At 47.2% G+C, this 20,895-nt stretch carries 22 protein-coding genes; 21 read left to right on the top strand and 1 reads right to left on the bottom strand.

Annotated features, from left to right (window positions below):
* Nucleotides 1–76 precede the first annotated feature (76 nt).
* The 21 genes from radC to rsmH all read left to right on the top strand — a co-directional run bounded on the left by radC (nucleotide 77) and on the right by rsmH (nucleotide 19,658).
* Nucleotides 77–766: a RadC family protein gene (gene radC, locus ACY2VT_RS02900; protein WP_461878809.1), complete on the top strand. Its 690-nt coding sequence runs from the start codon at nucleotides 77–79 to the stop codon at nucleotides 764–766.
* Between the two features lie 56 nt (nucleotides 767–822).
* Nucleotides 823–1,836 carry a rod shape-determining protein gene (locus tag ACY2VT_RS02895; RefSeq protein ID WP_055217830.1) on the top strand — a complete coding sequence of 338 codons (1,014 nt, stop codon included), beginning with the start codon at nucleotides 823–825 and terminating at the stop codon, nucleotides 1,834–1,836.
* Between the two features lie 21 nt (nucleotides 1,837–1,857).
* Entirely contained in the window at nucleotides 1,858–2,709 is an 852-nt protein-coding gene (gene mreC / locus ACY2VT_RS02890) for a rod shape-determining protein MreC (protein WP_022462849.1), read from the top strand.
* Nucleotides 2,710–3,237, top strand: coding sequence for a rod shape-determining protein MreD (mreD, locus tag ACY2VT_RS02885; RefSeq protein WP_022462850.1), 528 nt, complete (start codon nucleotides 2,710–2,712; stop codon nucleotides 3,235–3,237).
* Nucleotides 3,222–6,206 (top strand): penicillin-binding transpeptidase domain-containing protein, encoded by a 2,985-nt coding sequence (locus ACY2VT_RS02880; protein ID WP_461878808.1) that lies wholly within the window; start codon nucleotides 3,222–3,224, stop codon nucleotides 6,204–6,206. Before mreD ends, ACY2VT_RS02880 begins: the two co-directional genes overlap by 16 nt.
* 129 nt (nucleotides 6,207–6,335) lie before the next feature.
* The gene (minD, locus tag ACY2VT_RS02875) at nucleotides 6,336–7,115 is read left to right on the top strand and encodes a septum site-determining protein MinD (RefSeq protein ID WP_461878807.1); all 780 of its coding nucleotides are present in this window, start codon (nucleotides 6,336–6,338) and stop codon (nucleotides 7,113–7,115) included.
* Between the two features lie 12 nt (nucleotides 7,116–7,127).
* Nucleotides 7,128–7,388 (top strand): cell division topological specificity factor MinE, encoded by a 261-nt coding sequence (locus tag ACY2VT_RS02870; protein ID WP_461878806.1) that lies wholly within the window; start codon nucleotides 7,128–7,130, stop codon nucleotides 7,386–7,388.
* Nucleotides 7,372–8,568, top strand: a complete 1,197-nt coding sequence (locus tag ACY2VT_RS02865; RefSeq protein WP_461878805.1) for an FtsW/RodA/SpoVE family cell cycle protein — start codon at nucleotides 7,372–7,374, stop codon at nucleotides 8,566–8,568. The genes ACY2VT_RS02870 and ACY2VT_RS02865 overlap by 17 nt, the downstream gene beginning before the upstream one ends.
* Entirely contained in the window at nucleotides 8,543–8,947 is a 405-nt protein-coding gene (gene mgsA / locus ACY2VT_RS02860; RefSeq protein WP_022462855.1) for a methylglyoxal synthase, read from the top strand. The genes ACY2VT_RS02865 and mgsA overlap by 26 nt, the downstream gene beginning before the upstream one ends.
* Nucleotides 8,922–10,007 (top strand): D-alanyl-D-alanine carboxypeptidase family protein, encoded by a 1,086-nt coding sequence (locus ACY2VT_RS02855; RefSeq protein WP_461878804.1) that lies wholly within the window; start codon nucleotides 8,922–8,924, stop codon nucleotides 10,005–10,007. The genes mgsA and ACY2VT_RS02855 overlap by 26 nt, the downstream gene beginning before the upstream one ends.
* Nucleotides 10,008–10,228: 221 nt before the next feature.
* On the top strand, nucleotides 10,229–10,648 hold the full coding sequence (locus tag ACY2VT_RS02850; RefSeq protein WP_022462857.1) for a hypothetical protein: 420 nt from the start codon (nucleotides 10,229–10,231) through the stop codon (nucleotides 10,646–10,648).
* Between the two features lie 205 nt (nucleotides 10,649–10,853).
* Complete coding sequence (locus tag ACY2VT_RS02845) at nucleotides 10,854–12,137, top strand: HlyD family efflux transporter periplasmic adaptor subunit (RefSeq protein ID WP_461878803.1); 1,284 nt, start codon at nucleotides 10,854–10,856, stop codon at nucleotides 12,135–12,137.
* A 20-nt stretch (nucleotides 12,138–12,157) separates the two neighbouring features.
* Nucleotides 12,158–12,853, top strand: coding sequence for a YggS family pyridoxal phosphate-dependent enzyme (locus ACY2VT_RS02840; RefSeq protein ID WP_461878802.1), 696 nt, complete (start codon nucleotides 12,158–12,160; stop codon nucleotides 12,851–12,853).
* Between the two features lie 89 nt (nucleotides 12,854–12,942).
* A complete protein-coding gene (locus tag ACY2VT_RS02835; RefSeq protein WP_461878801.1) occupies nucleotides 12,943–13,554 on the top strand; it encodes a cell division protein SepF in 612 nt (203 codons plus the stop codon).
* A gap of 133 nt (nucleotides 13,555–13,687) precedes the next feature.
* Nucleotides 13,688–14,800, top strand: a complete 1,113-nt coding sequence (gene aroB / locus ACY2VT_RS02830) for a 3-dehydroquinate synthase (protein ID WP_461878800.1) — start codon at nucleotides 13,688–13,690, stop codon at nucleotides 14,798–14,800.
* Entirely contained in the window at nucleotides 14,790–15,326 is a 537-nt protein-coding gene (gene lspA / locus ACY2VT_RS02825; RefSeq protein WP_461878799.1) for a signal peptidase II, read from the top strand. The genes aroB and lspA overlap by 11 nt, the downstream gene beginning before the upstream one ends.
* A complete protein-coding gene (locus tag ACY2VT_RS02820) occupies nucleotides 15,319–16,248 on the top strand; it encodes an RluA family pseudouridine synthase (protein WP_461878798.1) in 930 nt (309 codons plus the stop codon). Before lspA ends, ACY2VT_RS02820 begins: the two co-directional genes overlap by 8 nt.
* A 173-nt stretch (nucleotides 16,249–16,421) precedes the next feature.
* Nucleotides 16,422–17,060, top strand: a complete 639-nt coding sequence (locus ACY2VT_RS02815) for a cytidylate kinase-like family protein (protein WP_461873559.1) — start codon at nucleotides 16,422–16,424, stop codon at nucleotides 17,058–17,060.
* Between the two features lie 75 nt (nucleotides 17,061–17,135).
* The gene (gene dtd / locus ACY2VT_RS02810) at nucleotides 17,136–17,576 is read left to right on the top strand and encodes a D-aminoacyl-tRNA deacylase (RefSeq protein ID WP_461873560.1); all 441 of its coding nucleotides are present in this window, start codon (nucleotides 17,136–17,138) and stop codon (nucleotides 17,574–17,576) included.
* Between the two features lie 55 nt (nucleotides 17,577–17,631).
* Nucleotides 17,632–18,579 (top strand): RluA family pseudouridine synthase, encoded by a 948-nt coding sequence (locus ACY2VT_RS02805; protein ID WP_461878797.1) that lies wholly within the window; start codon nucleotides 17,632–17,634, stop codon nucleotides 18,577–18,579.
* Between the two features lie 29 nt (nucleotides 18,580–18,608).
* A complete protein-coding gene (gene rsmH, locus ACY2VT_RS02800) occupies nucleotides 18,609–19,658 on the top strand; it encodes a 16S rRNA (cytosine(1402)-N(4))-methyltransferase RsmH (RefSeq protein ID WP_461878796.1) in 1,050 nt (349 codons plus the stop codon).
* A gap of 103 nt (nucleotides 19,659–19,761) precedes the next feature.
* Here the strand turns inward: rsmH and ACY2VT_RS02795 are convergent, their stop codons facing one another.
* A complete protein-coding gene (locus ACY2VT_RS02795) occupies nucleotides 19,762–20,838 on the bottom strand; it encodes a tyrosine-type recombinase/integrase (RefSeq protein ID WP_461878795.1) in 1,077 nt (358 codons plus the stop codon).
* Between the last annotated feature and the right edge of the window lie 57 nt (nucleotides 20,839–20,895).

Genomic DNA, 20,895 nt, shown 5'->3' with positions numbered 1-20,895 from the left:
AAGTTGTGCTAGAATGATGGGTGATTCAAACCGATGTATTCCATGAAAATTCCCGGAAGAGTGGTGGGAGGAATACATGAGAAAAAATGGATTACGAAACCTGCCGATGATGGAACAGCCGTATGAAAAATGCCTGGAAAACGGCCCGGGAAGCTTATCCGACGCGGAGCTTCTGGCTGTCATTTTACGATGCGGGGCAAGGGGAAAAACATCCCTGGAGCTCGCAAGAGAGATTCTTTCCCTTCCCGGAAAAGAGGAGGGCCTGTTAGGACTCTATCACTGTACAAGACAGGAACTTCTGCAGATCCGCGGTGTCGGGGAAGTAAAGGCGATCCAGCTCCAGTGCATCGGCGAGCTTTCCAAACGCATGGCTGCGGCAGGAGCGAGAAAAGGACTCTGTTTTCATGATCCGGCTTCCATTGCGGATTATTACATGGAACGGCTCCGCCACGAGGATCAGGAGGTTCTTCTCTGCATGATGCTGGATACGAAGAATCAGTTTCTCGGAGAAAAGGAAATCACAAGAGGAACGGTCAATGCGACGATGATTTCGCCGCGGGAGCTTTTTCTTGCGGCACTTCAGTTCCGTGCGGTTCATATTCTGCTGGTTCACAACCACCCAAGCGGAATCCCGGAACCAAGCGGCGACGACATTACCGTGACACGGCAGATCCGGCGGGCGGGCGAAATGCTCGGCATTACCCTGCTGGATCACATTATTATCGGGGATCACTGTTATACCAGCATGCTGGAACAGGGAATCTGATCCCGAAAATCCGAGGCAGAAATGCCCCAGGGAAGGGAACAAGTTAAAGGAGCACGATGCAGATTCGAAATGTATACGGCATAGACCTTGGCACCAGTACCGTCAAAATCTATGACCTGAAGAAAGACACAATCACAAAAGAAAAAAATATGATTGCCATACGCAACCGCGAACAGGTGATTGCCGTTGGAAATTACGCATATGAAATGCACGAGAGAACGCCTTCCAATATCGAGGTAATTACCCCCATGAGCAACGGACGCATTGCGAATGTATTGATGGTAGAAGCCGTTTTGCACACGCTTCTCCACCGCTGTACGCGCCACATGGGATACCGCCCGGAGCTGTATTTTTCAGTTCCCTGCGATATGACAGAGATTGAACGGCGTTCTTATTATACGATTGCACATAAGGGAGCCTTAAAAAACTGCCGCATGTATCTTGTGGATAAACCAATCGCGGATGCGCTGGCACTTGGCATTCCGATCAACCGCACGAAGGGTTCCATGATTGTCAACATCGGAGCGCAGAGCACAGAGATTTCTGTTATCGCCAACGCGAGGGTTATTTTTTCCAGAATCATCCCGGTAGGCGGAAAACAGTTCAACGAATCGATATGCAATCTGAACCGCCGCAAAAACAATTTCCAGATTGGCTCCAAAACAGCCAAACGTGTCAAGATTGCGCTGGCGGATCTTGGAACAGACAAAAAAGAGGCGCGGAAGGTGCGCGGCGTAGATGGTGCATCCGGTCTTCCAATGGAAGGGATCATTACTTCTTCCCTCGTAAACGAAGCACTCCTTTCCGGTGTTAATGAGATCGGCGAGGAAATCAAGCATGCGCTGGAGCGTACACCGCCGCAGATCCACGATCATATCCAGAAAGAGGGCATTTACATCACCGGCGGAAGCACAAGGATTCCGAACATTGACCGCTATCTTTCGAGACAGCTTGGCTGTCCGGTGCAGCTTTCCCAGTATTATGACCTCTGTACTATCTGTGGGCTCAAGGAACTGATCACGCACGATGCGCTGCACCGCTGGGCTTACACGGTAAATAAAAAGAAGTAAATCTATCAAAAAGGACCCGCTATGAATAAGAAGAAAAAATTTCAGCTAAAAAGCAAACATTTACTTTTCATCATGACGTTCCTGTGTCTCTCCGGCATTTTAGGCAGTGCAGCAGACAAAATGCCGGTCACGCCGATCCGGGAAGCCGCTGGTTTTGTGATCATCCCGTTTCAGAACGGCATCAACCAGATCGGTGCGTATTTGACAGACTGTCTGACCGGTTTCCAGAACGTCAAAAAACTGTCTGCCGAGAAAGAGGAGCTTGAACAGAAGGTCACGGATCTGACTGAGGAAAACAATCAGCTTGTACAGGATCAGCAGGAGCTGCAGCGTCTTCAGGAGTTGTATCAGCTGGACCAGTCTTACTCGGAATATGAAAAAGTAGCAGCACAGGTCATCTCAAAGGATCCGGGCAACTGGTATGATACCTTTGTCATCAACAAAGGATCAAATGACGGGATTCAGAAAGATATGAACGTTATTGCAGACGGCGGCCTTGTTGGACTTGTCGAGGAAGTAAGTTCCAATTCCGCTACTGTCCGCTCTATCATTGATGACTCCAGTTCCGTGAGCGCCATGACAGCATCTACCTCGGATACGTGTATTGTATCGGGTGATCTGCGCCTGATCAGCGACGGAAAGCTTGCCTTTTCCCAGCTGAATACAACCGACACGGTAGCTGAGGGCGAAAAGATTGTGACATCGAACATCAGTGATAAATACCTCCGCGGTATTCTGATCGGCTATGTCAGCGAAATTACCGAGGACTCCAATCACCTGACGAAAAAGGGATACATCATTCCTGTTGTGGATTTTCAACATATTCAGGAAGTTCTCGTGATTAAAGAATTAAAACAGCAGGGAGGAGAGTAAATGCGCAGAAAAATCACGCTTGCCTTTCTGATTCTGGCAGCTTTCCTGTTACAGACAACCGTATTCCAGTATTTTCAGATCGCGTCCGTAACCCCGAACCTTCTTCTGATTCTGACGTCCGCCTTCGGGCTGATGCGCGGAAAAAAAGAGGGACTGATGGTCGGATTTTTCAGCGGTCTGATGATCGATCTGTTCTACGGCAGCCTGTTTGGATTTTACGCACTGCTCTACATGTATATCGGTTATCTGAACGGCTTTTTCTGCAAAGTCTTCTATGACGATGATATTAAGGTACACATTGTACTGGTCGCTGCCAGCGATCTTGTCTACAGTCTGCTGATGTATGTGCTGCAGTTCCTGCTGCGCGTGCGCCTGCACTTTTTCGATTATCTGGCGCATATTATTCTGCCGGAAATGGTATACACGGTAGTGCTCTCCATTCTGCTTTACCGGCTTTTATTTATCATCAACCGTAAACTGACCGAAAATGAAATGGAAGGACAACAGTCGCCATGGCTAAGAAGATAAGAAAATTTTTCCGCAGACTCGGTGAAAACCGCACCCTATTGCTTGGTGTGGTTTTCCTTGCTATGTTTGCCGTCCTGATCGGAAGACTTTTTATCCTGCAGGTGGTGCATGGAGAAGAGTATGCGGATAATTTTGAACTGCAGATCACAAAAACCAGAACCCTTGAGAGTACACGAGGAAACATTTATGACCGGAACGGAAAACTGATTGCCGGTAATAAAGTTTCCTATTCGGTAAGCATTGAAGATAACGGAACGTACAATACGACAAAAGAGCGTATTCTTTCCCTGAACGCAGAGCTTTACCGCCTTGGAAAGCTGATCCGTGAAAACGGGGATTCTATTGACACCAGTACGTTCCCGATTGAGGTCGACGAAAATGGAACTTTTGTCTTCACTGGTGAGGAAGGAACGACACGAGACCGTTTCCGTGCTGATATCTACGGGGAAAAGAAAATTGATGATATGACGGATGAACAGAAAAGTTCAAGTGCGGAAACGCTGATGGCTTTTCTTTCCGGTCCGGACGGATTTGGCCTGGATGAGTATTCGGATGACGAACGATATGCTTACACTGCAGATGACTTTGAACAGTATGGTCTGCCGTATCAGACGGACGATTCCGGAAAAGCAGTTCTTTCACTTTCCAATCAGGAACGTCTGGAAATTCTGGTCGTCCGTTATAAGATGAAGCAGACCAACTATCAGAAATATGTCCGTGTGACAGTGGCATCCGGTGTCAGCAGCAGTACAACTGCAGCGATTGCAGAAAATGAAGACATTCTGCAGGGCGTCAGTATTACGGAAGATTCGGAGCGTGTTTATTACGACGGAAAGTATTTTTCCTCTCTGATCGGTTATACTGGACAGGCTTCCTCGGATGAAATTACCGATCTGAATGAAGAACTGAAAAATGATGGAAAAGAGGAGAAGTACTCTACGGAATCTATTGTCGGAAAATCCGGTCTGGAACAGTACCTGGAGACAACGCTTCAGGGAACGGACGGTTCCGAGGAAATCATCGTAAACAATGTCGGAAAAGAACTGGAAACCGTAGAGGGATCCCTTGTTGAACCAAAACAGGGAAATAACATCTATCTTTCGATTGATTATGACTTGCAGATTGCGGTATATAAGATTCTGGAACAGAGAATTGCCGGAATTTTAAAACAGTATCTGAGTGATGTAAAAGCAGTGGATACTTCAACCCTTGCGAATACAGATGCAGTTCCGATCCCGATTTATGATGTATACAATGCATTGATCGAGAACAGTACCATTGATATTTCTCATTTTACAGCAGCTGACGCTACAGAACATGAGCAGCAGGTATATGCGCTGTTTCAGCAGAAGCTTCAGCAGGTGATTGCCGAAATTTCGCAGGAACTGACCGGCGAAACAGCAACCGTTTATAACGATCTTGACGATGAAATGCAGGAATACGAGACGTTTATTGTGGACAAGCTTCTTTCCAATACGATGGGAATTCTTTCTTCGACTGCAATTGATGAAAAAGATGAAACATATCAGGCGTGGAATGATGGCACAATTTCTCTTCGGGCTTATCTGACCTATGCGGCAAGTCAGAACTGGATTGATGTCTCTGCACTGACGCAGGATGATGCTTACCTGGATTCTCAGGAGGTTTATCAGAAGCTGACGGAGGTTATTCTGGACCGTCTGGCAAACAATACAACATTTGCAAAAAAGATGTATCACTATATGCTGCTGCAGGATATGATCGATGGCTATGATATCTGCAATCTGATGTATGATCAGAACCTTCTGACGAAAGAGGATGACGATTATGCCGCTTATGTTGCAGGAAATATGACACCGTTCCAGCTTCTGTCCGATAAAATCGCCAAACTGGAAATCACCCCGGCACAGCTTGCACTCGATCCGTGTTCCGGTTCTGCTGTCATTACTGACCCGAATACCGGTGCTATTTTAGCCTGTGTTTCCTATCCTGGCTACGACAACAACCGCCTGGCAAACCAGATGGATACCGCATACTGGGCAAAATTGAATACCGATGAATCCAGCCCGCTGTACAACAAAGCAACCCAGCAGAAGACGGCTCCTGGTTCCACCTTTAAACCGCTGATGGCGGTTGCCGGATTAAGCGAAGGCGTAATTACTCCGACCAGTACCATCAACTGCAACGGTCTGTTCGGGGAAGGACTTGTCAACGAATCTGACTATGTCCACTGCCATCAGTTAAGCGGCCACGGAGATCTGAACATTGTCGGTGCCATCCAGAACTCCTGCAACGTGTTCTTCTGTACGCTTGGATATCGTCTGGGACTCGATGAGAGCGGCACCTTTACACAGAAGCGCTCTCTGGAAATGATCCAGAAATATGCCGATATGTTTAAGCTGGATGAAAAGACTGGAATCGAAATTTCGGAAACCGATCCGAATGTGACCGATTCCCTCCCGATCCCTTCCTCGATTGGTCAGGGTACCAACAACTATACGACGACACAGCTTGCACGCTATGTCACAACGATTGCAAATTCCGGTACGGTTTATAATCTTTCCCTTCTGCAGAAAGCAACGGATTCGGATGGCAATGACATCGATATGGGCGCAGATTTCGGCCCGACGGTAAATTCAGAAATGGATGTTGATTCCAGCATCTGGGATCTGGTACACGAAGGCATGCGAAAAGTAATCAGCGTATCCAATGCGACCATTTTCCCGGAATCCTGGCCGGTAGAGCTTTCCGGAAAAACCGGTACCGCGCAGGAAGACCGTACACGTGCAAACCATGGACTGTTTATCGGCTTCTCTCACTATGAGAGCAGAGACGATATTGCTCTTGCCGTCCGCATTCCGTTTGGATATTCTTCTATGAACGCAGAGTTGGTAGCTAAGGATATCTTAGATTATTACTATGGCCTCTCAGACGATGTTCTGTCCGGTCAGGCAAACTCCAACGGTGTTGCAAGCGTGAGAGCAGACTAAGGAATTTTTCCGGCAGAAACGAAGCCTGGGAAGAAAGCTGCAAAAGAGAAAGGATGCGTTTTCAAACAAAGGTTTGGACGCATCCTGCGGCATGAAAATGCAGAACAGTTTTCAACAAGGAGGTTCCAGATGAGTGAAGTCATTGTAATTACATCAGGAAAAGGCGGCGTCGGAAAGACGACAACCGCAGCAAATATCGGAATCGGGCTGGCACAGCTTGGAAAGAAAGTTGTGATGGTAGATACCGACATCGGTCTTCGAAACCTGGATGTCGTGCTCGGCCTTGAAAACCGGATTGTCTACAATCTTGTGGATGTTGTGGAGGGCAACTGCCGGATGAAGCAGGCGCTGATCCGCGACAAACGGTACGAGCAGCTCTACCTTCTCCCGTCTGCCCAGACGAGGGACAAGACAAGCGTAACGCCCGAGCAGATGAAAAAACTCTGCGATGAATTAAAACAGAGCTTTGATTTTGTTCTTCTTGACTGTCCGGCCGGCATTGAGCAGGGATTTGCAAATGCAGTTGCCGGTGCCAATAAGGCAATTGTTGTGACTACGCCGGAGGTTTCGGCCATCCGGGACGCAGACCGCATCATCGGCCTTCTGGAGGCGCAGGATCTGAGGGATATCTCTCTTGTCATCAACCGTATCCGGCCGGATATGGTAAAACGCGGTGAAATGATGTCGGTGGATGATGTACAGGAAATTCTTGCTGTTCCGCTGCTCGGCATTCTGCCCGATGATGAGCAGGTGGTGATCGCCACCAATCAGGGTGAAGCGATCGCCGGAAGCGGTTCCAAGGCAGGAGAAGCCTTTACGAATATCAGCCACAGGATTCTCGGGGAGAGTGTTCCCTACCTGGATCTTGACAGCAAAAAGGGATTTCTCCGCCGCGTATTCGGGCGATAGGAGGGAACTGGTATGGGTTTATTTTCAGGCAGAAAGCCGCACTCCGGCATCGTTGCAAAAGAACGTCTGTCCAATCTTTTAATGGCAGAACGGCTGAACTGTTCTCCGGCATCGCTTCAGATGCTGAAAAATGATCTTTCTGCTGCTGCAGGAAAATACCTTACCGTTGAGGCGGATGAAATTTCCGTCACCATCACACACACAACCCCTGTCATACTGACAGCGAGAATACCACTGAAAAGAAACGAGGAATATCATGTTAAGACGATATAAGCTGAAAAATTATAATTTCCGGCTGGTCATTCTTCTGATTGCCATCAGCATCATCGGCGTACTTCTGATTGGAAGTGCAGACAGCGCAGACCAGAAAAAACAGGCTATCGGAGTCGTGATGGGTGTAGTCATCATGATTATTGTCTCTTTGGTTGACTACAGCTGGCTGCTGAATTTTTACTGGTTTCTTTATATTGGAAATCTGCTGATGCTGGGCGTCCTTTATCTCGGCGGCGACACGGCGAAAAACGCATTTGGTGCCACCCGGTGGATCCAGATCGGAAGCTTTCAGTTCCAGCCGACCGAGCTGTCAAAAATCTTTCTGATCATGTTTTTCGCCATGTTTCTGATGAAGCATGAAGAAGATCTGAACACGGCAAAAACTATTTTCAAGGCCATCGGCCTTCTGATTCCGCCGCTGGTGATGATTTACCGCCAGCCGGATTTGAAAAATACGATTACGGTTATGGTTCTGTTCTGCTTCATGATGTATGTAGCAGGCTTAAGCTATAAAGTCATCGCGGTTGTTCTTGCTTCCGGTGCTGCGTTAGTGCTGGCTCTTCTGCTGGTCATTACGCAGGTGAATTTTCAGCTCCCGGAAGCACTTGATCAGACAATCGGCTACCAGCTTGGACGAATCCAGGACTGGTTAAACGATGATGCCGACAACGCGGACGGCCGTCTCCAGCAGGAGAATTCCATTACCGCGATCGGCTCCGGAAAGCTGACCGGAAAGGGACTGAACAATAATAAAGTTTCTTCCGCGAACAAGGGAAATTTCGTTTCCCAGAACCACAACGACTTTATTTTTGCGGTGGCAGGAGAGGAGCTTGGCTTCTTTGGGTGCTGCGGAATCATCCTGATCCTGTTTCTGATTCTGGTTGAATGCATCCGGGTTTCCCGGAAAGCCAAAGACCTATCGGGAACGCTGATCTGCTGCGGCATGGCGGGGCTCGTTGCATTCCAGAGTTTTCTGAACATCAGTGTTGCAACCGGAATCCTGCCGAACACTGGTACACCGCTTCCGTTCGTCAGCTATGGACTGACGTCCCTTCTAACACTCTATATCGGAATGGGACTTGTCTTAAATGTCGGACTGCAGAACCGGGATTTTGTTACCAGAAACTATGAATTACTAAGGAGGAAAACCATTAATGAACATCGGATTGATCGCGCATGACGCAAAAAAAACGCTGCTTCAGAACCTGTGTATCGCCTACCGCTCGGTGCTTGCCAAGCACACTCTTTACGCAACCGGAACTTCCGGCCGTCTGGTAGAGGAGGCAACCGGACTGAATGTCCGCAAATATCTGGCTGGACACGTTGGAGGCGTTCAGCAGATGGGTTCTCAGATTGAACAGAATGATCTGGATCTTGTGATTTTCCTGCGGGATCCGGAACAGCCGAAACAGCATGAGCCGGATGTCCATCGGATTATCCGTCTCTGCGACGTACACAGCATTCCGCTTGCCACCAATCTTGCAACGGCAGAAATGCTGATCAAATCATTAGACAGAGGAGAAATGGACTGGCGTGAAATCTACCGGAGAAACGACTAATACTACAGAAAAAGAACAGAAACTGCCTGTAACGGAGAAAAACGGGACTGCTCCGGAAAAAACCGAACATATTTTAAACCGCCTGATCATCGGCGCGGGTGTCTGTGTTGCTGTTATTGCGGTTCTGATCGGTGTGAAACTGTACCGTCAGGACCGCCAGATGGACATTACAGAGCCGTTTGCGCGAAGTATGGTGCTCGCCTCCGATCCGCTCTCGGCAGAAAACCGGTTTCAGGCTGAAGCGCTCTCTGCCGATCTCTGTGTCGGTGAGACGAGCGTACCGCTGAATGATATCTCGTTTTCTTCACAGGTAAAGGCCGGACTGTTTGATCTGGATCACAAAAAAGTATTGTTCGCGCAGAATATGTATGATCAGGTCTACCCGGCCAGCATCACGAAGATCATGACGGCTCTCCTTGCCATGGAATACAACCAGCCGGATGCGCAGGTAACGATCACAGAAAAGGATCTTGCGCTGGAAGATGGATCCCAGATGAGTGGACTGGCCGTGGGCGATACGGTAACGATGGATCAGCTTTTCCATGCATTGTTGATTTATTCTGCCAACGATGCTGCTATGGCGATTGCCCGCCAGGTAGGCGGAAGTGTAGAGAATTTCGTTCAGATGATGAACGATAAGGCAGCTTCCCTTGCCATGACCGGTACGCATTTTGCAAACCCGCACGGTCTTCACGATGAGAATCATTACACTACTGCATATGATGTTTATCTGATGCTGCATGCTGCCTATCAGCACACGGAATTTCAGAATACGATGTCGATGTCTTCCTACACGCTGAACATGACGCATGCGGACGGTACGGCGGGAACGATCTATTTAAGCTCCACGGACAAATATCTGACCGGAGAGAAAAACGCACCGGAAAACGTGACGGTGCTCGGCGGAAAAACCGGAACGACCGATGAGGCCGGTTCCTGCCTGGCACTGGTATCCCAGAATGCATACGGAGAACCGTTTATCTCTGTCATTCTTCATGCATCAACAAAAGTGGAACTGTACGAGGACATGAACACTCTTCTTTCCAATATCAACTCCTGACGTAATCTTTTTGCAATCCCCCGGACGGCGTTTTTTCTGCCTCTCCGGGGGATGGTTGTATCCGTTTAGAAAAACAGAGCTCCTTTCCCTGCGAATTAGAAGATTTTTCAGAATTTTTTCATTTTACCATTGAAATCGTTGGTGAATTGTACTATAATCAAACCATGAACTTAAAGGTTTTTGGTGAAAATATCTTATTCTAATCTAAGGAGGAAACTGCTATGGTTCAATTAATTGTAGGCAAGAAGGGAAAAGGCAAAACAAAACAGCTGTTAGACAAAGTAAATGCAGAGGTAAAAACCGCAAACGGAAATATCGTGTATATTGACAAGAGCACAAAGCACATGTTTGAATTAAACAACAAAGTACGTCTGATTTCCGCAACCGACTATCCTCTGAAAAACAGTGATGAATTTATCGGATTTATCTGCGGTATCGTTTCTCAGGACCACGATCTCGCAAGCGTTTATCTCGACAGCTTCCTGAAAGTAGCAAAACTGGAAGGAGAGGACATCACAGATTGTGTTGAACAGCTGGAAGGCATTGGCAAGCAGTATAACATTACCTTCGTATTAAGTGTCTCCATGGATAAAGAAGAGCTTCCGGAAGGCATGCAGGATAAGATTATCGTTGCACTGTAACCGAAACTGTATTATAATAATTGCATAGCGACAAAACCAAAGGACGGCGCTTACGGCACCGTCCTTTTAGCGCATGGATTAAACAATAAAAGGAGCATACATTTTGTCTAAGCAGAAAAAGAACAGCCGCCGGCATTCGAGAATCCGTTTCCCTTTTCCGGCGTTGAATATTGGAAATATCATCTTTGGAGCCCTTTTTTTCTATATGGCAGTTTCACTTTTCTTTTACCTGACCGCCGATCATATCAAATCTTTTCAGGTTGTGCAGGGAACCTTATCCCGGAATGATACCTATACTGCATTCGCCATGCGGACAGAGAGCGTGCAGCTTTCCTCCGGCAGCGGATACGTTCAGTTCTATACCCCAAATGCATCGAAAATCAGCCGCGGAAGCGCTGTTTATGGGATTTCCGCAACAGAAAATGCCGATACCTCCGGTATTTCGGCAGATGCGGCAACGAGAACGTCGCTTCGTTCCTCGCTCGCACGTTTTTCTTCTGATTATGATTCCAGTTCCTTTTCCGGCATTTATCAGCTGAAAACAGAACTTTCCGCAAAGCTGCTTGCCGCTGCCGCTGAAAACGGAGATTCCTCATTACAGACGATATTTTATGCAGATCAGGACGGTGTTGTCGTCTACGGCAGTGATGGATATGAAAGCTATACGGAGGACAGCCTTACGCCGGAGCTTTTCTCTACGAAAGCCTCTGTGGTTTCCTTTGATTCCGGCGCGCAGACGGAGCCTGGAAATGCAGTATACCGTCTGGTGACAGATGAGCAGTGGGAGATCGCCGTTCCGGTAACGAATAAACAGGTTGTCACACTTTCCAATTTCAGTACGATAAAAGTTAAATTTCTGAAAGATGGAAAAACACAGACAGGAACACTGAATCTAAAATCCATTAACGATCAGAATTATGCCGTCATTTCGTTTACAAGCGGGATGATCCGTTATGCGGAGGACCGTTTCCTTTCAGTAGAGCTGGTCACAAACACCGGAAGCGGACTGAAAATCCCAAATACCGCGATTACAGAAAAAGATTTCTATAAAATCCCGGCGCAGATGCTCGTACAGGGCGGAGACAGTAATTCCTCCGGTTTCCTGCGGGAAAAGACCGACAAAAAAGGAAATGTCATGCTGGATGATAATGGACAGCCAGTGACGGAATTTGTAAACGCCACGATCTATGAGCAGGTCAACGATGAAAATGATAATCCGGTCGAATATTACGTCGACATGGCCGCTTTTAACGATGGAGATATACTCCGTGCACAGGATTCCGCCACAACGTATCAGGTTGGAGAAACAGTTCCGCTGCAGGGTGTTTACTGCATCAACAAAGGATATGCTGTATTCCGCAAAATTCAGATTATTGATCAGAATGCGGAGTATTCTATCATAAAAAAACAGACGCAATACGGCATTTCGCAGTATGATTATATTGTGGAAAATGCATCCACCGTCAGTGAAGAAGATATTGTGCATTAAATACTGGAGGTTAGAAAGATATGCTGAAAGAGAACTATGAAGAAGTCCAGAAGAAAATCACAGAAGCCTGCAAAAGAGCCGGACGGAACAGGGAGGAAGTTACCCTGATTGCGGTCAGCAAGACTAAACCGGTCGAAATGCTTTCCGAAATCTATGATCTTGGCGAACGCAATTTCGGTGAAAACAAAGTGCAGGAGCTGACAGAAAAAGAGGAAGTGCTGCCAAAGGATATCCACTGGCACATGATCGGTCATCTGCAGCGGAATAAAGTAAAATACATCGCAGGAAAAGTTGCCCTGATTCATTCCGTCGATTCCCTCCGGCTGGCAAAGACGATCAGCGAGGAAGCGGTAAAGCACGACTGCGAAATCCCGGTCCTGATCGAGGTGAACGTTGCCGGCGAAGAAAGCAAGTTCGGTGTTTCCGTAGAGGAAACCCTTCCGCTGATTGAAGAGATCGCGAAACTTCCTGCAATTCGTGTGGAGGGACTTATGACCATTGCACCGTATGTGGAAGATCCGGAAGAAAATCGTCCGGTTTTTCGTAAATTAAAGGAATTAAGTGTTGACATTGCCGCCAAAAACATTAATAATGTACGTATGGCCATTTTGAGCATGGGCATGACCGGTGATTACGAAGTAGCAGTAGAAGAAGGCGCCACTTTAGTACGGGTTGGAACCGGAATCTTTGGCGAACGGAATTACAGTAAAAGATAACAGGAAGCCTTTCCAAGAAGAGTGACCACGCGCATTCTGCACGGCTGTCTGGCCAAATGCCACAGGACTAAAAATAGGAGAGTATAAGAATGAGTGTTTTAGACAAATTTCTGGATGCCATCCGGCTGAACGACGATTACGAGGAAGAGGATGCTGATTCGGATAGCTTCTTCGATGAAGAAGACGATGATATAGAAGAAAAACCAAAGAAACGTTTCTTCCGTAAACTGGAGAACGAGGATGAGGACGAAGAGGAAGAGCCGCAGGCGAAACCGGTTCACACTGCACCGCGTAAACAGTCGGCGACAAAGACGACCGCGTCAAGCCAGGCTGCTGCTGCACGAGCTCCAAAGCCAGCTGCTCCGGTTTCCCCGAAAGTTACTCCAATGAGAAAGAAAGCAGGTGCATTAAATATGGAAGTATGCGTCATCAAACCGGCTTCCATGGAGGATACCCGTGAAATCGCGGATACGCTTCTGGCCGGATGTACCGTTGTCCTTAACTTAGAAGGCATTGATGTGGATATTGCCCAGAGAATCATTGATTTCTGCTGTGGTGCATGCTACTGCATGAGTGGAAGTCTGCAGAAAGTTTCCAGCTATATTTTCATCCTGACACCATCCAGCGTAGAAATTTCCGGCGACATCCAGGATATCTTAAGCGGAGCTTTTGATCTTCCGAATATCCGTACCGATTATTAAAGAAAATTATCTTTGCAGTAAATTAAAATGGATCCACTGGATCAATTATTGATTTACTTAGTAACAAAGGAAAAGCATCAGATGCAGGATTCTGATGCTTTTTTCATGAAAGAACATACAGGAGGCATAAATTATGAAAACACTTACCGTTAAAAGAGAAGGCACATCTACTGAATTTTCTTATGAAATTGTCTGGGACGGCAGCTACGAACGCCTCGCCGGCTGTGTGGAGAACTTAAAACTCCCTGTAAAAAAGGCCTGCATTGTCACAGACAGCACGGTTTCAGAACTGTATCTGGAAGAGGTAAAAAATGTACTGTCCCCGCTGTTTGAGACCGTAACCGCATTTGTTTTCCCGGCTGGTGAAGCAAGCAAAAATCTGGATACCGTCAAAGATCTGTACACGCATCTGATTGAAAACCACTTTGAGAGAAAAGACATTTTATTCGCACTCGGCGGCGGTGTCGTTGGGGATCTGACCGGCTATGCGGCGGCAACGTATCTGCGCGGCATTGATTTCATCCAGCTTCCGACGACACTGCTTGCACAGGTAGATTCCAGCGTTGGAGGAAAAACGGGCGTCGATTTCGACCAGTACAAAAATATGGTCGGTGCATTCCATCATCCGCGTCTTGTCTATATGAATATGGCAACCTTAAAATCCCTGAACGGCGAACAGTTTGCCTGCGGTATGGGAGAAGTCCTGAAAACAGGTCTGATCCGCGATGAAAAATTCTACATCTGGACCATCAATCACATGTCTGAGATCGAAGAGCGGATTGAGCCGGTATTAACGAAAATGATCCAGAAATGCTGCGATATCAAACGCCAGGTTGTAGAAAATGACCCAACAGAACAGGGAGAGCGTGCCGTTTTAAATCTTGGCCATACGATCGGTCATGCCATTGAAAAGCTCAAAAACTTCGAACTGCTCCATGGCCAGTGCGTTGCACTTGGAACCGTTGCTGCTGCCTATATTTCCTACAAGAGAGGTTATCTCTCCGTTGAAGAGTTTTACGAGATTCGTGATATGAACGTCGGTTTCTATCTGCCAATTACCGTGGACGGCCTGAAATCGGAAGATATTCTGGCTGCAACAAAATCGGACAAGAAAATGGAACAGGGTACGATCAAATTCATCCTTCTGGAGTCTGTCGGCCATGCTGTGGTGGACCGCACGGTTACAGATGAAGAAATGCTGGAAGCTATCAATTCTATTAATGGAGATCTGAACGATGAAGAGTAAAAAACTTTCTCCGCTGGCCGTTTATCTGGTTTGCGCGGCAGCGCTTGTCCTTCTGTTTGCAACAGATCAGTATACAAAATCACTGGCAGTGCAGTATCTGAAGAATCAGCCGTCGATCGAGCTCATTCCAGGGGTTTTGGAGCTGTTTTATCTGGAAAACCGCGGCATGGCATTCGGACTTCTGCAGGATCAGTACTGGCTGTTTGCTATGATGACGGTATTGTTTCTGATCGTCATGGTGATCGTCTTTTACAAGCTTCCAAAGACACGCCGCTTTTTACCGCTTTTTGCCGTGCTGACTGTTCTGACGGCTGGTGCGGTCGGAAATTTTTACGATCGTTTTCTGAATCACTATGTCGTTGATTTCATCTACGTTTCGCTGATCAACTTTCCGGTTTTTAACGTAGCTGATATTTATGTCACCGTATCGGTCGCTGTCTTTTTACTGCTGTATCTGTTGTACTACAAAGACGAAGACTTCGCATTTCTGCATAAAAACGCCAAAAAGGAGGAGTCCGATGGCTGAAGAAGAACGGATTTTGGAAGTTACACCGGATTTTGACGGAAAACGGATTGATCAGTGCCTGGCCGCATCTTTTTCGGACTGTTCCCGTTCTTTTCTGCAGAAGCTTTTAAAAGACGGAAAGGTTTCGATCAACGGAAAAACGCAGAAAGCAAGCAGTAAGGTTGCCGCCGGTGATGCCGTTCTGGTGCTTTTTCCGGAACCGGAAGAACTGAACGTGGAGCCAGAAAACATTCCGCTTGATATTCTGTACGAGGATGATGATCTTCTGGTCGTCAATAAGCCCAAGGGGATGGTCGTACATCTGGCGGCAGGCCACAGCAGCGGAACACTGGTCAATGCGGTTCTGTATCACTGCAGCGGAAATCTCTCCGGCATCAACGGCGTTCTGCGCCCCGGAATCGTCCACAGAATTGATATGGACACAACGGGTGCCCTGGTTATCTGCAAAAGCGATTTCGCCCACCAGAGCCTCGCAGAACAGCTCTCTGTACATTCCATTACCCGAAAGTACCGGGCAATTGTCCATGGGAATCTGAAAGAGGACGAGGGAACCGTGCGCGGTGCAATCGGCCGCCATCCGACAGACCGGAAAAAGATGGCGATTAATGAACGGAACGGAAAACCGGCGGTCACACATTACCGTGTGCTGGAACGCTTTGGAAATTATACGTATATTGAATGCCAGCTGGAAACCGGCCGGACGCATCAGATCCGTGTCCATATGGCAAGTATCGGGCATCCGCTGCTTGGCGATGCGGTTTATGGCCCGAAGAAATGCCCGGTGAAAAACCTGCAGGGACAGACGCTGCATGCGATGGTACTTGGATTTATCCATCCACGGACCGGGGCCTATATGGAGTTTGAGGCGCCGCTTCCGGAATATTTTTCCAATCTGTTGCTGCAGTTTCGAAAAAATGTCTGAAACTGCTTAAAAAGAATGATATTTCAAAAAGTATATAGTTAATTTGTATAAGTTTTATCAAAATGTTCTGTACTTTCTGTGAATTCTGTAGTATACTGGATGTAACGAAAAAACGCGAGTTACTACATCTGTGAAAGCAGATTATTGTGACGGAATGGAAAGGAGCGGATTATATGAAAACTATCATAACGATTGGACGTCAGTACGGAAGCGCCGGACATTCCATTGGTAAGATTTTAGCGGATGACCTGGGAATCAAGTACTATGACAAAGAGCTGCTGGAGAGAGCAGCAAAGGACAGCGGATTATGCCAGGAATTGTTCGAAAACCACGATGAAAAACCAACCAACAGCTTTTTATACTCTCTGGTTATGGACAGTTACTCCTTCGGCTATGGATCTACCATGATGGATATGCCGCTGAACCAGAAGGTATTTCTGGCACAGTTTGATGCCATCAAGAAGATTGCGCAGGACGGTCCGTGTGTCATCGTAGGCCGCTGTGCCGATTATGCACTGGAGGAAAATCCGAACGTGCTGAGCATCTTTGTTAAAGCAGATATGCAGGATCGCATCCGCCGTATCGCAAAGCTGTATGATCTTTCCGATGCAAAAGCAAAAGACAAGATCACAAAGATCGACAAACAGCGTGCAAGCTACTACAATTACTACACCAGCAAACGCTGGGGCGAGGTAGACAGCTACGACCTGTGCCTGAACAGCAGCGTATTCGGTATCGATGGAACCGTAGATATGATCAAACAGGCGATCGAAGTCAAAGAAGCGGGAATCCGCAAGATTTTCAGCATCTGATCAAAACAGAACATAGGAGAAATGACCCTCCTCTTAAAAATAAGAGGAGGGTCATTTTATGAAAGGATTTTAAAGATGAGAATTGTTATACAACGTGTAAAAAGAGCAAGTGTTTCGGTAGAAGATAAGGTTGTCGGATCGATTCAGAAAGGTTTTTTAGTTCTGATCGGTGTCGGCCAGGGGGACGATGAAGCAACAGCAGACAAGTATATGAAAAAACTGCTGGGACTGCGTATTTTTGAAGATGAAAATGGAAAGACGAACAAGTCCCTGGCAGATGTGGATGGACAGCTTCTGATGGTTTCACAGTTTACCCTGTATGCCAACTGTAAAAAAGGAAACCGTCCAAGCTTCACGGAAGCAGGCGAGCCGCACAGAGCAGAAGAACTGTATGAATATATGGTCGCGAAAGCACGAGAACAGGTTCCTGTTGTCGAAACGGGAGTGTTCGGAGCTGAGATGGAAGTATCACTGGTGAATGATGGGCCGTTTACGGTGATCTTAGAGGATCTGTAAATATATAGTTTACATAAAATGATTATGTGAACTTGTGAAGAGGAGAAAATCTTTTATGCCGCAATTTGACTATCAGCAGCTGTGTCACTTTGTCCTTCCGGAACAGGGGGGACTGTCGGTGGAAACAATTCTAAAACGTTTTCTGCACCTGACCCCGCGTGAAATCCGCCATGCCAAATATATTCCGGATGGAATTCAGAAAAACGGCGTTTCCTGCCGCACGAATGCAATCGTCCAGACTGGAGATACGATCACTTTTCGATATGAGCAGAAGTGTTCCCGCCTTTCCGAAGATCAGGTTCTGCCGGTATCAGGCGATTCTGCCGGCATACGGATTCTCTATGAGGACAGCGATCTCTGTGTCGTGGATAAGCCATCCGGCATGGTCTGCCACGCTTCCCACGGCCATTATTCCGATTCCCTGACATATGCTGCCGCATCCCTGTTAAAAACACCGACAGCGCCTTCTGAACTCCGCTGCATCGGCCGTCTTGACAAAGATACATCGGGTCTGGTACTATTTGCAAAGAATCAGTTATCCGCAGCCAGACTTTCCCGTCAGCGGGAGAGCGGCGAGCTGAAAAAAGAATACCTGGCTCTGGTGCATCATCCCTTTTCCGAAGAAACGCAAAAAGGAACCATTCGTCTTTCCATGGAGCAAATTCCAGAAGATGACCCTGATTCTTTCGATTCGTCTGGGAAATGTATCACTAAAATGCGTATCTGTGAAGAAGGGAACGGCCGGTGGGCTGCTACACACTACGAGGCTGTCCTTCAGGATCCCTTCTGGGCCGTCGTGCGCTGCCGTCTGGAAACCGGCCGCACGCATCAGATCCGCCTTCACATGGCATCTATTGGACATTCACTTTTCGGAGATCCGCTCTACGGAGTCCGCGACGGCGGTACCCGTGCCGCGCTCCATGCTTGGAAACTGCACTTTCTGCAGCCGATGACAGGAGAACCAATTGATCTGGAAAATATTCGAACGCACATGTTCGATTAAATATATCTGAAGTACAAGGAGAACATTTTATGGAAGAACAGAAAGAACACAAACGCCGCGTCCGCTACAAAGGCACACATCCGCGGAATTATAAGGAGAAATACAAAGAACTGAATCCGGAGAAATATCAGGGAACCATTGAACATGTGATACAAAAGGGAAGCACACCGGCCGGCATGCATATCCCGATTCTGGTAGATGAAATCCTCGATTTTCTCAAGATCGAACCGGGACAGAACGGACTTGACGCAACACTCGGCTACGGCGGCCACAGTTCCCGTATGCTTGCATGCCTGCAGGGAAAAGGCCATCTCTGCGCGCTGGATGTCGATCCGATCGAGATGGCAAAAACAAAAGAACGACTGGCTGCGCAGGGGTACGGCCCTGAGATTTTAACGATTCTTCATCAGAATTTTGCCAATATTGATCAGGTTGCTGCCGAATATGGTCCGTTTGATTTTATCCTAGCGGATCTTGGCGTTTCCTCCATGCAGATTGATAACCCGGAACGCGGCTTTTCCTACAAATATGACGGTCCACTGGACCTTCGTCTGAATCCAGAAGAAGGAATTTCAGCGGCAGAGCGTCTGCGCACGGCTGCCCGTGATGAACTGGAAGGCATGCTCATTGAAAACGCCGATGAACCGTATGCAAAAGAAATTTCCCAGGCTGTTACGCGGGCACTTCGGAAAGGAAAGAAAATTGACACTACGTTTGCACTGCGTGATCTGATCGCTGAAGCACTGGATTTTCTTCCGAAAGACGAGAAAAAAGAAGCCATCAAAAAATCCTGCGCCCGCACCTTCCAGGCACTGCGGATCGATGTAAACAACGAATATGAGGTTCTGGAAGCATTCATGGAAAAACTCCCGGATGCTCTTGCTCCGGGCGGCAGAGCGGCAATTCTGACGTTCCATTCCGGCGAAGACCGGCTTGTGAAAAAGTCCATGAAGGGACTGTATCAGATCGGTATTTATTCCGAATATTCAAAAGAAGTCATTCGTCCTTCCAAAGAAGAATGCATCCGCAACAGCCGTGCAAGTTCAACGAAAATGCGCTGGGCAATTAAGGCAGAGTAACTTTTTAGAAAAAAGCAGAAGAGAAGTCATCTCCATAAAAAAGAGGAATCAACGAAGGGGATATAATCCCTGTTGATTCCTCTTTTGGTTTTCTGATACGTTTTTATTCCTCATGTTCCGGCATGGACTCCCGCAGCCGTACCGCTGTGGCAGCCTGACGGCGTCTTGCATCGTCCATAGCAGCATAGTGTTTCTTCGTCGTATTGACGTCCTTATGGCCGAGAACATCCGCAACTAGATAAATATCGCCGGTTTCCTGATACAGCGTCGTACCGTACGTACTGCGCAGCTTATGCGGCGTAATTTTCTTCGTTGTCGTCACCTGGGACGCATATTTCTTTACCAGATTTTCCACCGTCTTGACGTTGATCCGTTTTCTCTGCGCCGAATAGAAGAGTGCGTGTTCATGTCCGGCCACCGGCGTAATGCCTGCGCGGACTTCAATATACTTTTTCAATGCTTCCGCAACTTCCTCGCCGAAATAAACAAACATTTCATTTCCGCCTTTTCGAAGCACTTTGATTCCATTGTTCTTAAAATCGACATCTTCAATATCTAACCCGACACATTCCGACACACGGATTCCCGTGCCAAGCAGAAGAGTAATGATTGCAAAATCACGTTCCTTTGTTTTTTCATAGTAGGCCCGCTGATGATTGCTCAGCCCGTCGCCGCAGGATTCAATAAAATCGAGAAGCTCCGCAACTTCATTTGGCTCCAGACGGATAATTTCTTTTTCATGGAGCTTCGGCATATCGATAAGCAGCGTAGGATTTGTCTCAATTAGTTCCTTTTTGAAATAATAGGAATAGAACGTCCGAAGTGTCGACAATTTTCGTTTCAGGCCTTTTTCCCCGTTGGTGGTATAAGATTCCTGGGAACCGATATAAGCCTTTAAATATTCTGTGTATTCCTCAAGATCAAGTGCAGTGACCTGGTCAAGCACATCAACGGACATCTGATCCATGGGAATTTTGGCAAGTTCCGGATTTTCTTTCTGCAGATATTGAAAAAAGATCCGAAGGTCATATGCATATTTGATCCGTGTGCTGGTCGATGTCGTTGTGCTGATGCCGCGGAAAAATTCGGAAGTAAAAGAGGGAAGCGTCTTCAGAACCTCGCGGAGCTTCAGCGTATTTTCCATATCGGTTTGTTCGTGATACGTAATTTTTGATTTCATAACTGCAAATGAGCCTTTCTAAACAGAAAAACCGGGAAAATGAAAGAAGTATTTCCG

The sequence above is a fragment of the Fusicatenibacter sp. genome, from assembly GCF_050872605.1.
Lineage (GTDB): Bacteria > Bacillota > Clostridia > Lachnospirales > Lachnospiraceae > Fusicatenibacter.
The sequence above is the reverse complement of the archived record's forward strand: the minus strand, read 5'-3'. Positions and strand labels throughout refer to the sequence as shown.

Excerpts from the sequence above, each read along its gene's own strand:
- mreD (WP_022462850.1), top strand. The coding sequence starts at position 2,710 with ATGCGCAGAAAAATCACGCTTGCCTTTCTGATTCTGGCAGCTTTCCTG.
- ACY2VT_RS02795 (WP_461878795.1), bottom strand. The coding sequence starts at position 20,838 with ATGAAATCAAAAATTACGTATCACGAACAAACCGATATGGAAAATACG.
- lspA (WP_461878799.1), top strand. The coding sequence starts at position 14,790 with ATGAAGAGTAAAAAACTTTCTCCGCTGGCCGTTTATCTGGTTTGCGCG.
- ACY2VT_RS02870 (WP_461878806.1), top strand. The coding sequence starts at position 7,128 with ATGGGTTTATTTTCAGGCAGAAAGCCGCACTCCGGCATCGTTGCAAAA.
- rsmH (WP_461878796.1), top strand. The coding sequence starts at position 18,609 with ATGGAAGAACAGAAAGAACACAAACGCCGCGTCCGCTACAAAGGCACA.
- mreC (WP_022462849.1), top strand. The coding sequence starts at position 1,858 with ATGAATAAGAAGAAAAAATTTCAGCTAAAAAGCAAACATTTACTTTTC.
- ACY2VT_RS02840 (WP_461878802.1), top strand. The coding sequence starts at position 12,158 with ATGCTGAAAGAGAACTATGAAGAAGTCCAGAAGAAAATCACAGAAGCC.
- radC (WP_461878809.1), top strand. The coding sequence starts at position 77 with ATGAGAAAAAATGGATTACGAAACCTGCCGATGATGGAACAGCCGTAT.
- ACY2VT_RS02850 (WP_022462857.1), top strand. The coding sequence starts at position 10,229 with ATGGTTCAATTAATTGTAGGCAAGAAGGGAAAAGGCAAAACAAAACAG.
- minD (WP_461878807.1), top strand. The coding sequence starts at position 6,336 with ATGAGTGAAGTCATTGTAATTACATCAGGAAAAGGCGGCGTCGGAAAG.
- ACY2VT_RS02865 (WP_461878805.1), top strand. The coding sequence starts at position 7,372 with ATGTTAAGACGATATAAGCTGAAAAATTATAATTTCCGGCTGGTCATT.
- ACY2VT_RS02835 (WP_461878801.1), top strand. The coding sequence starts at position 12,943 with ATGAGTGTTTTAGACAAATTTCTGGATGCCATCCGGCTGAACGACGAT.
- mgsA (WP_022462855.1), top strand. The coding sequence starts at position 8,543 with ATGAACATCGGATTGATCGCGCATGACGCAAAAAAAACGCTGCTTCAG.
- aroB (WP_461878800.1), top strand. The coding sequence starts at position 13,688 with ATGAAAACACTTACCGTTAAAAGAGAAGGCACATCTACTGAATTTTCT.
- ACY2VT_RS02820 (WP_461878798.1), top strand. The coding sequence starts at position 15,319 with ATGGCTGAAGAAGAACGGATTTTGGAAGTTACACCGGATTTTGACGGA.
- ACY2VT_RS02815 (WP_461873559.1), top strand. The coding sequence starts at position 16,422 with ATGAAAACTATCATAACGATTGGACGTCAGTACGGAAGCGCCGGACAT.
- ACY2VT_RS02880 (WP_461878808.1), top strand. The coding sequence starts at position 3,222 with ATGGCTAAGAAGATAAGAAAATTTTTCCGCAGACTCGGTGAAAACCGC.
- ACY2VT_RS02845 (WP_461878803.1), top strand. The coding sequence starts at position 10,854 with ATGGCAGTTTCACTTTTCTTTTACCTGACCGCCGATCATATCAAATCT.
- dtd (WP_461873560.1), top strand. The coding sequence starts at position 17,136 with ATGAGAATTGTTATACAACGTGTAAAAAGAGCAAGTGTTTCGGTAGAA.
- ACY2VT_RS02895 (WP_055217830.1), top strand. The coding sequence starts at position 823 with ATGCAGATTCGAAATGTATACGGCATAGACCTTGGCACCAGTACCGTC.
- ACY2VT_RS02805 (WP_461878797.1), top strand. The coding sequence starts at position 17,632 with ATGCCGCAATTTGACTATCAGCAGCTGTGTCACTTTGTCCTTCCGGAA.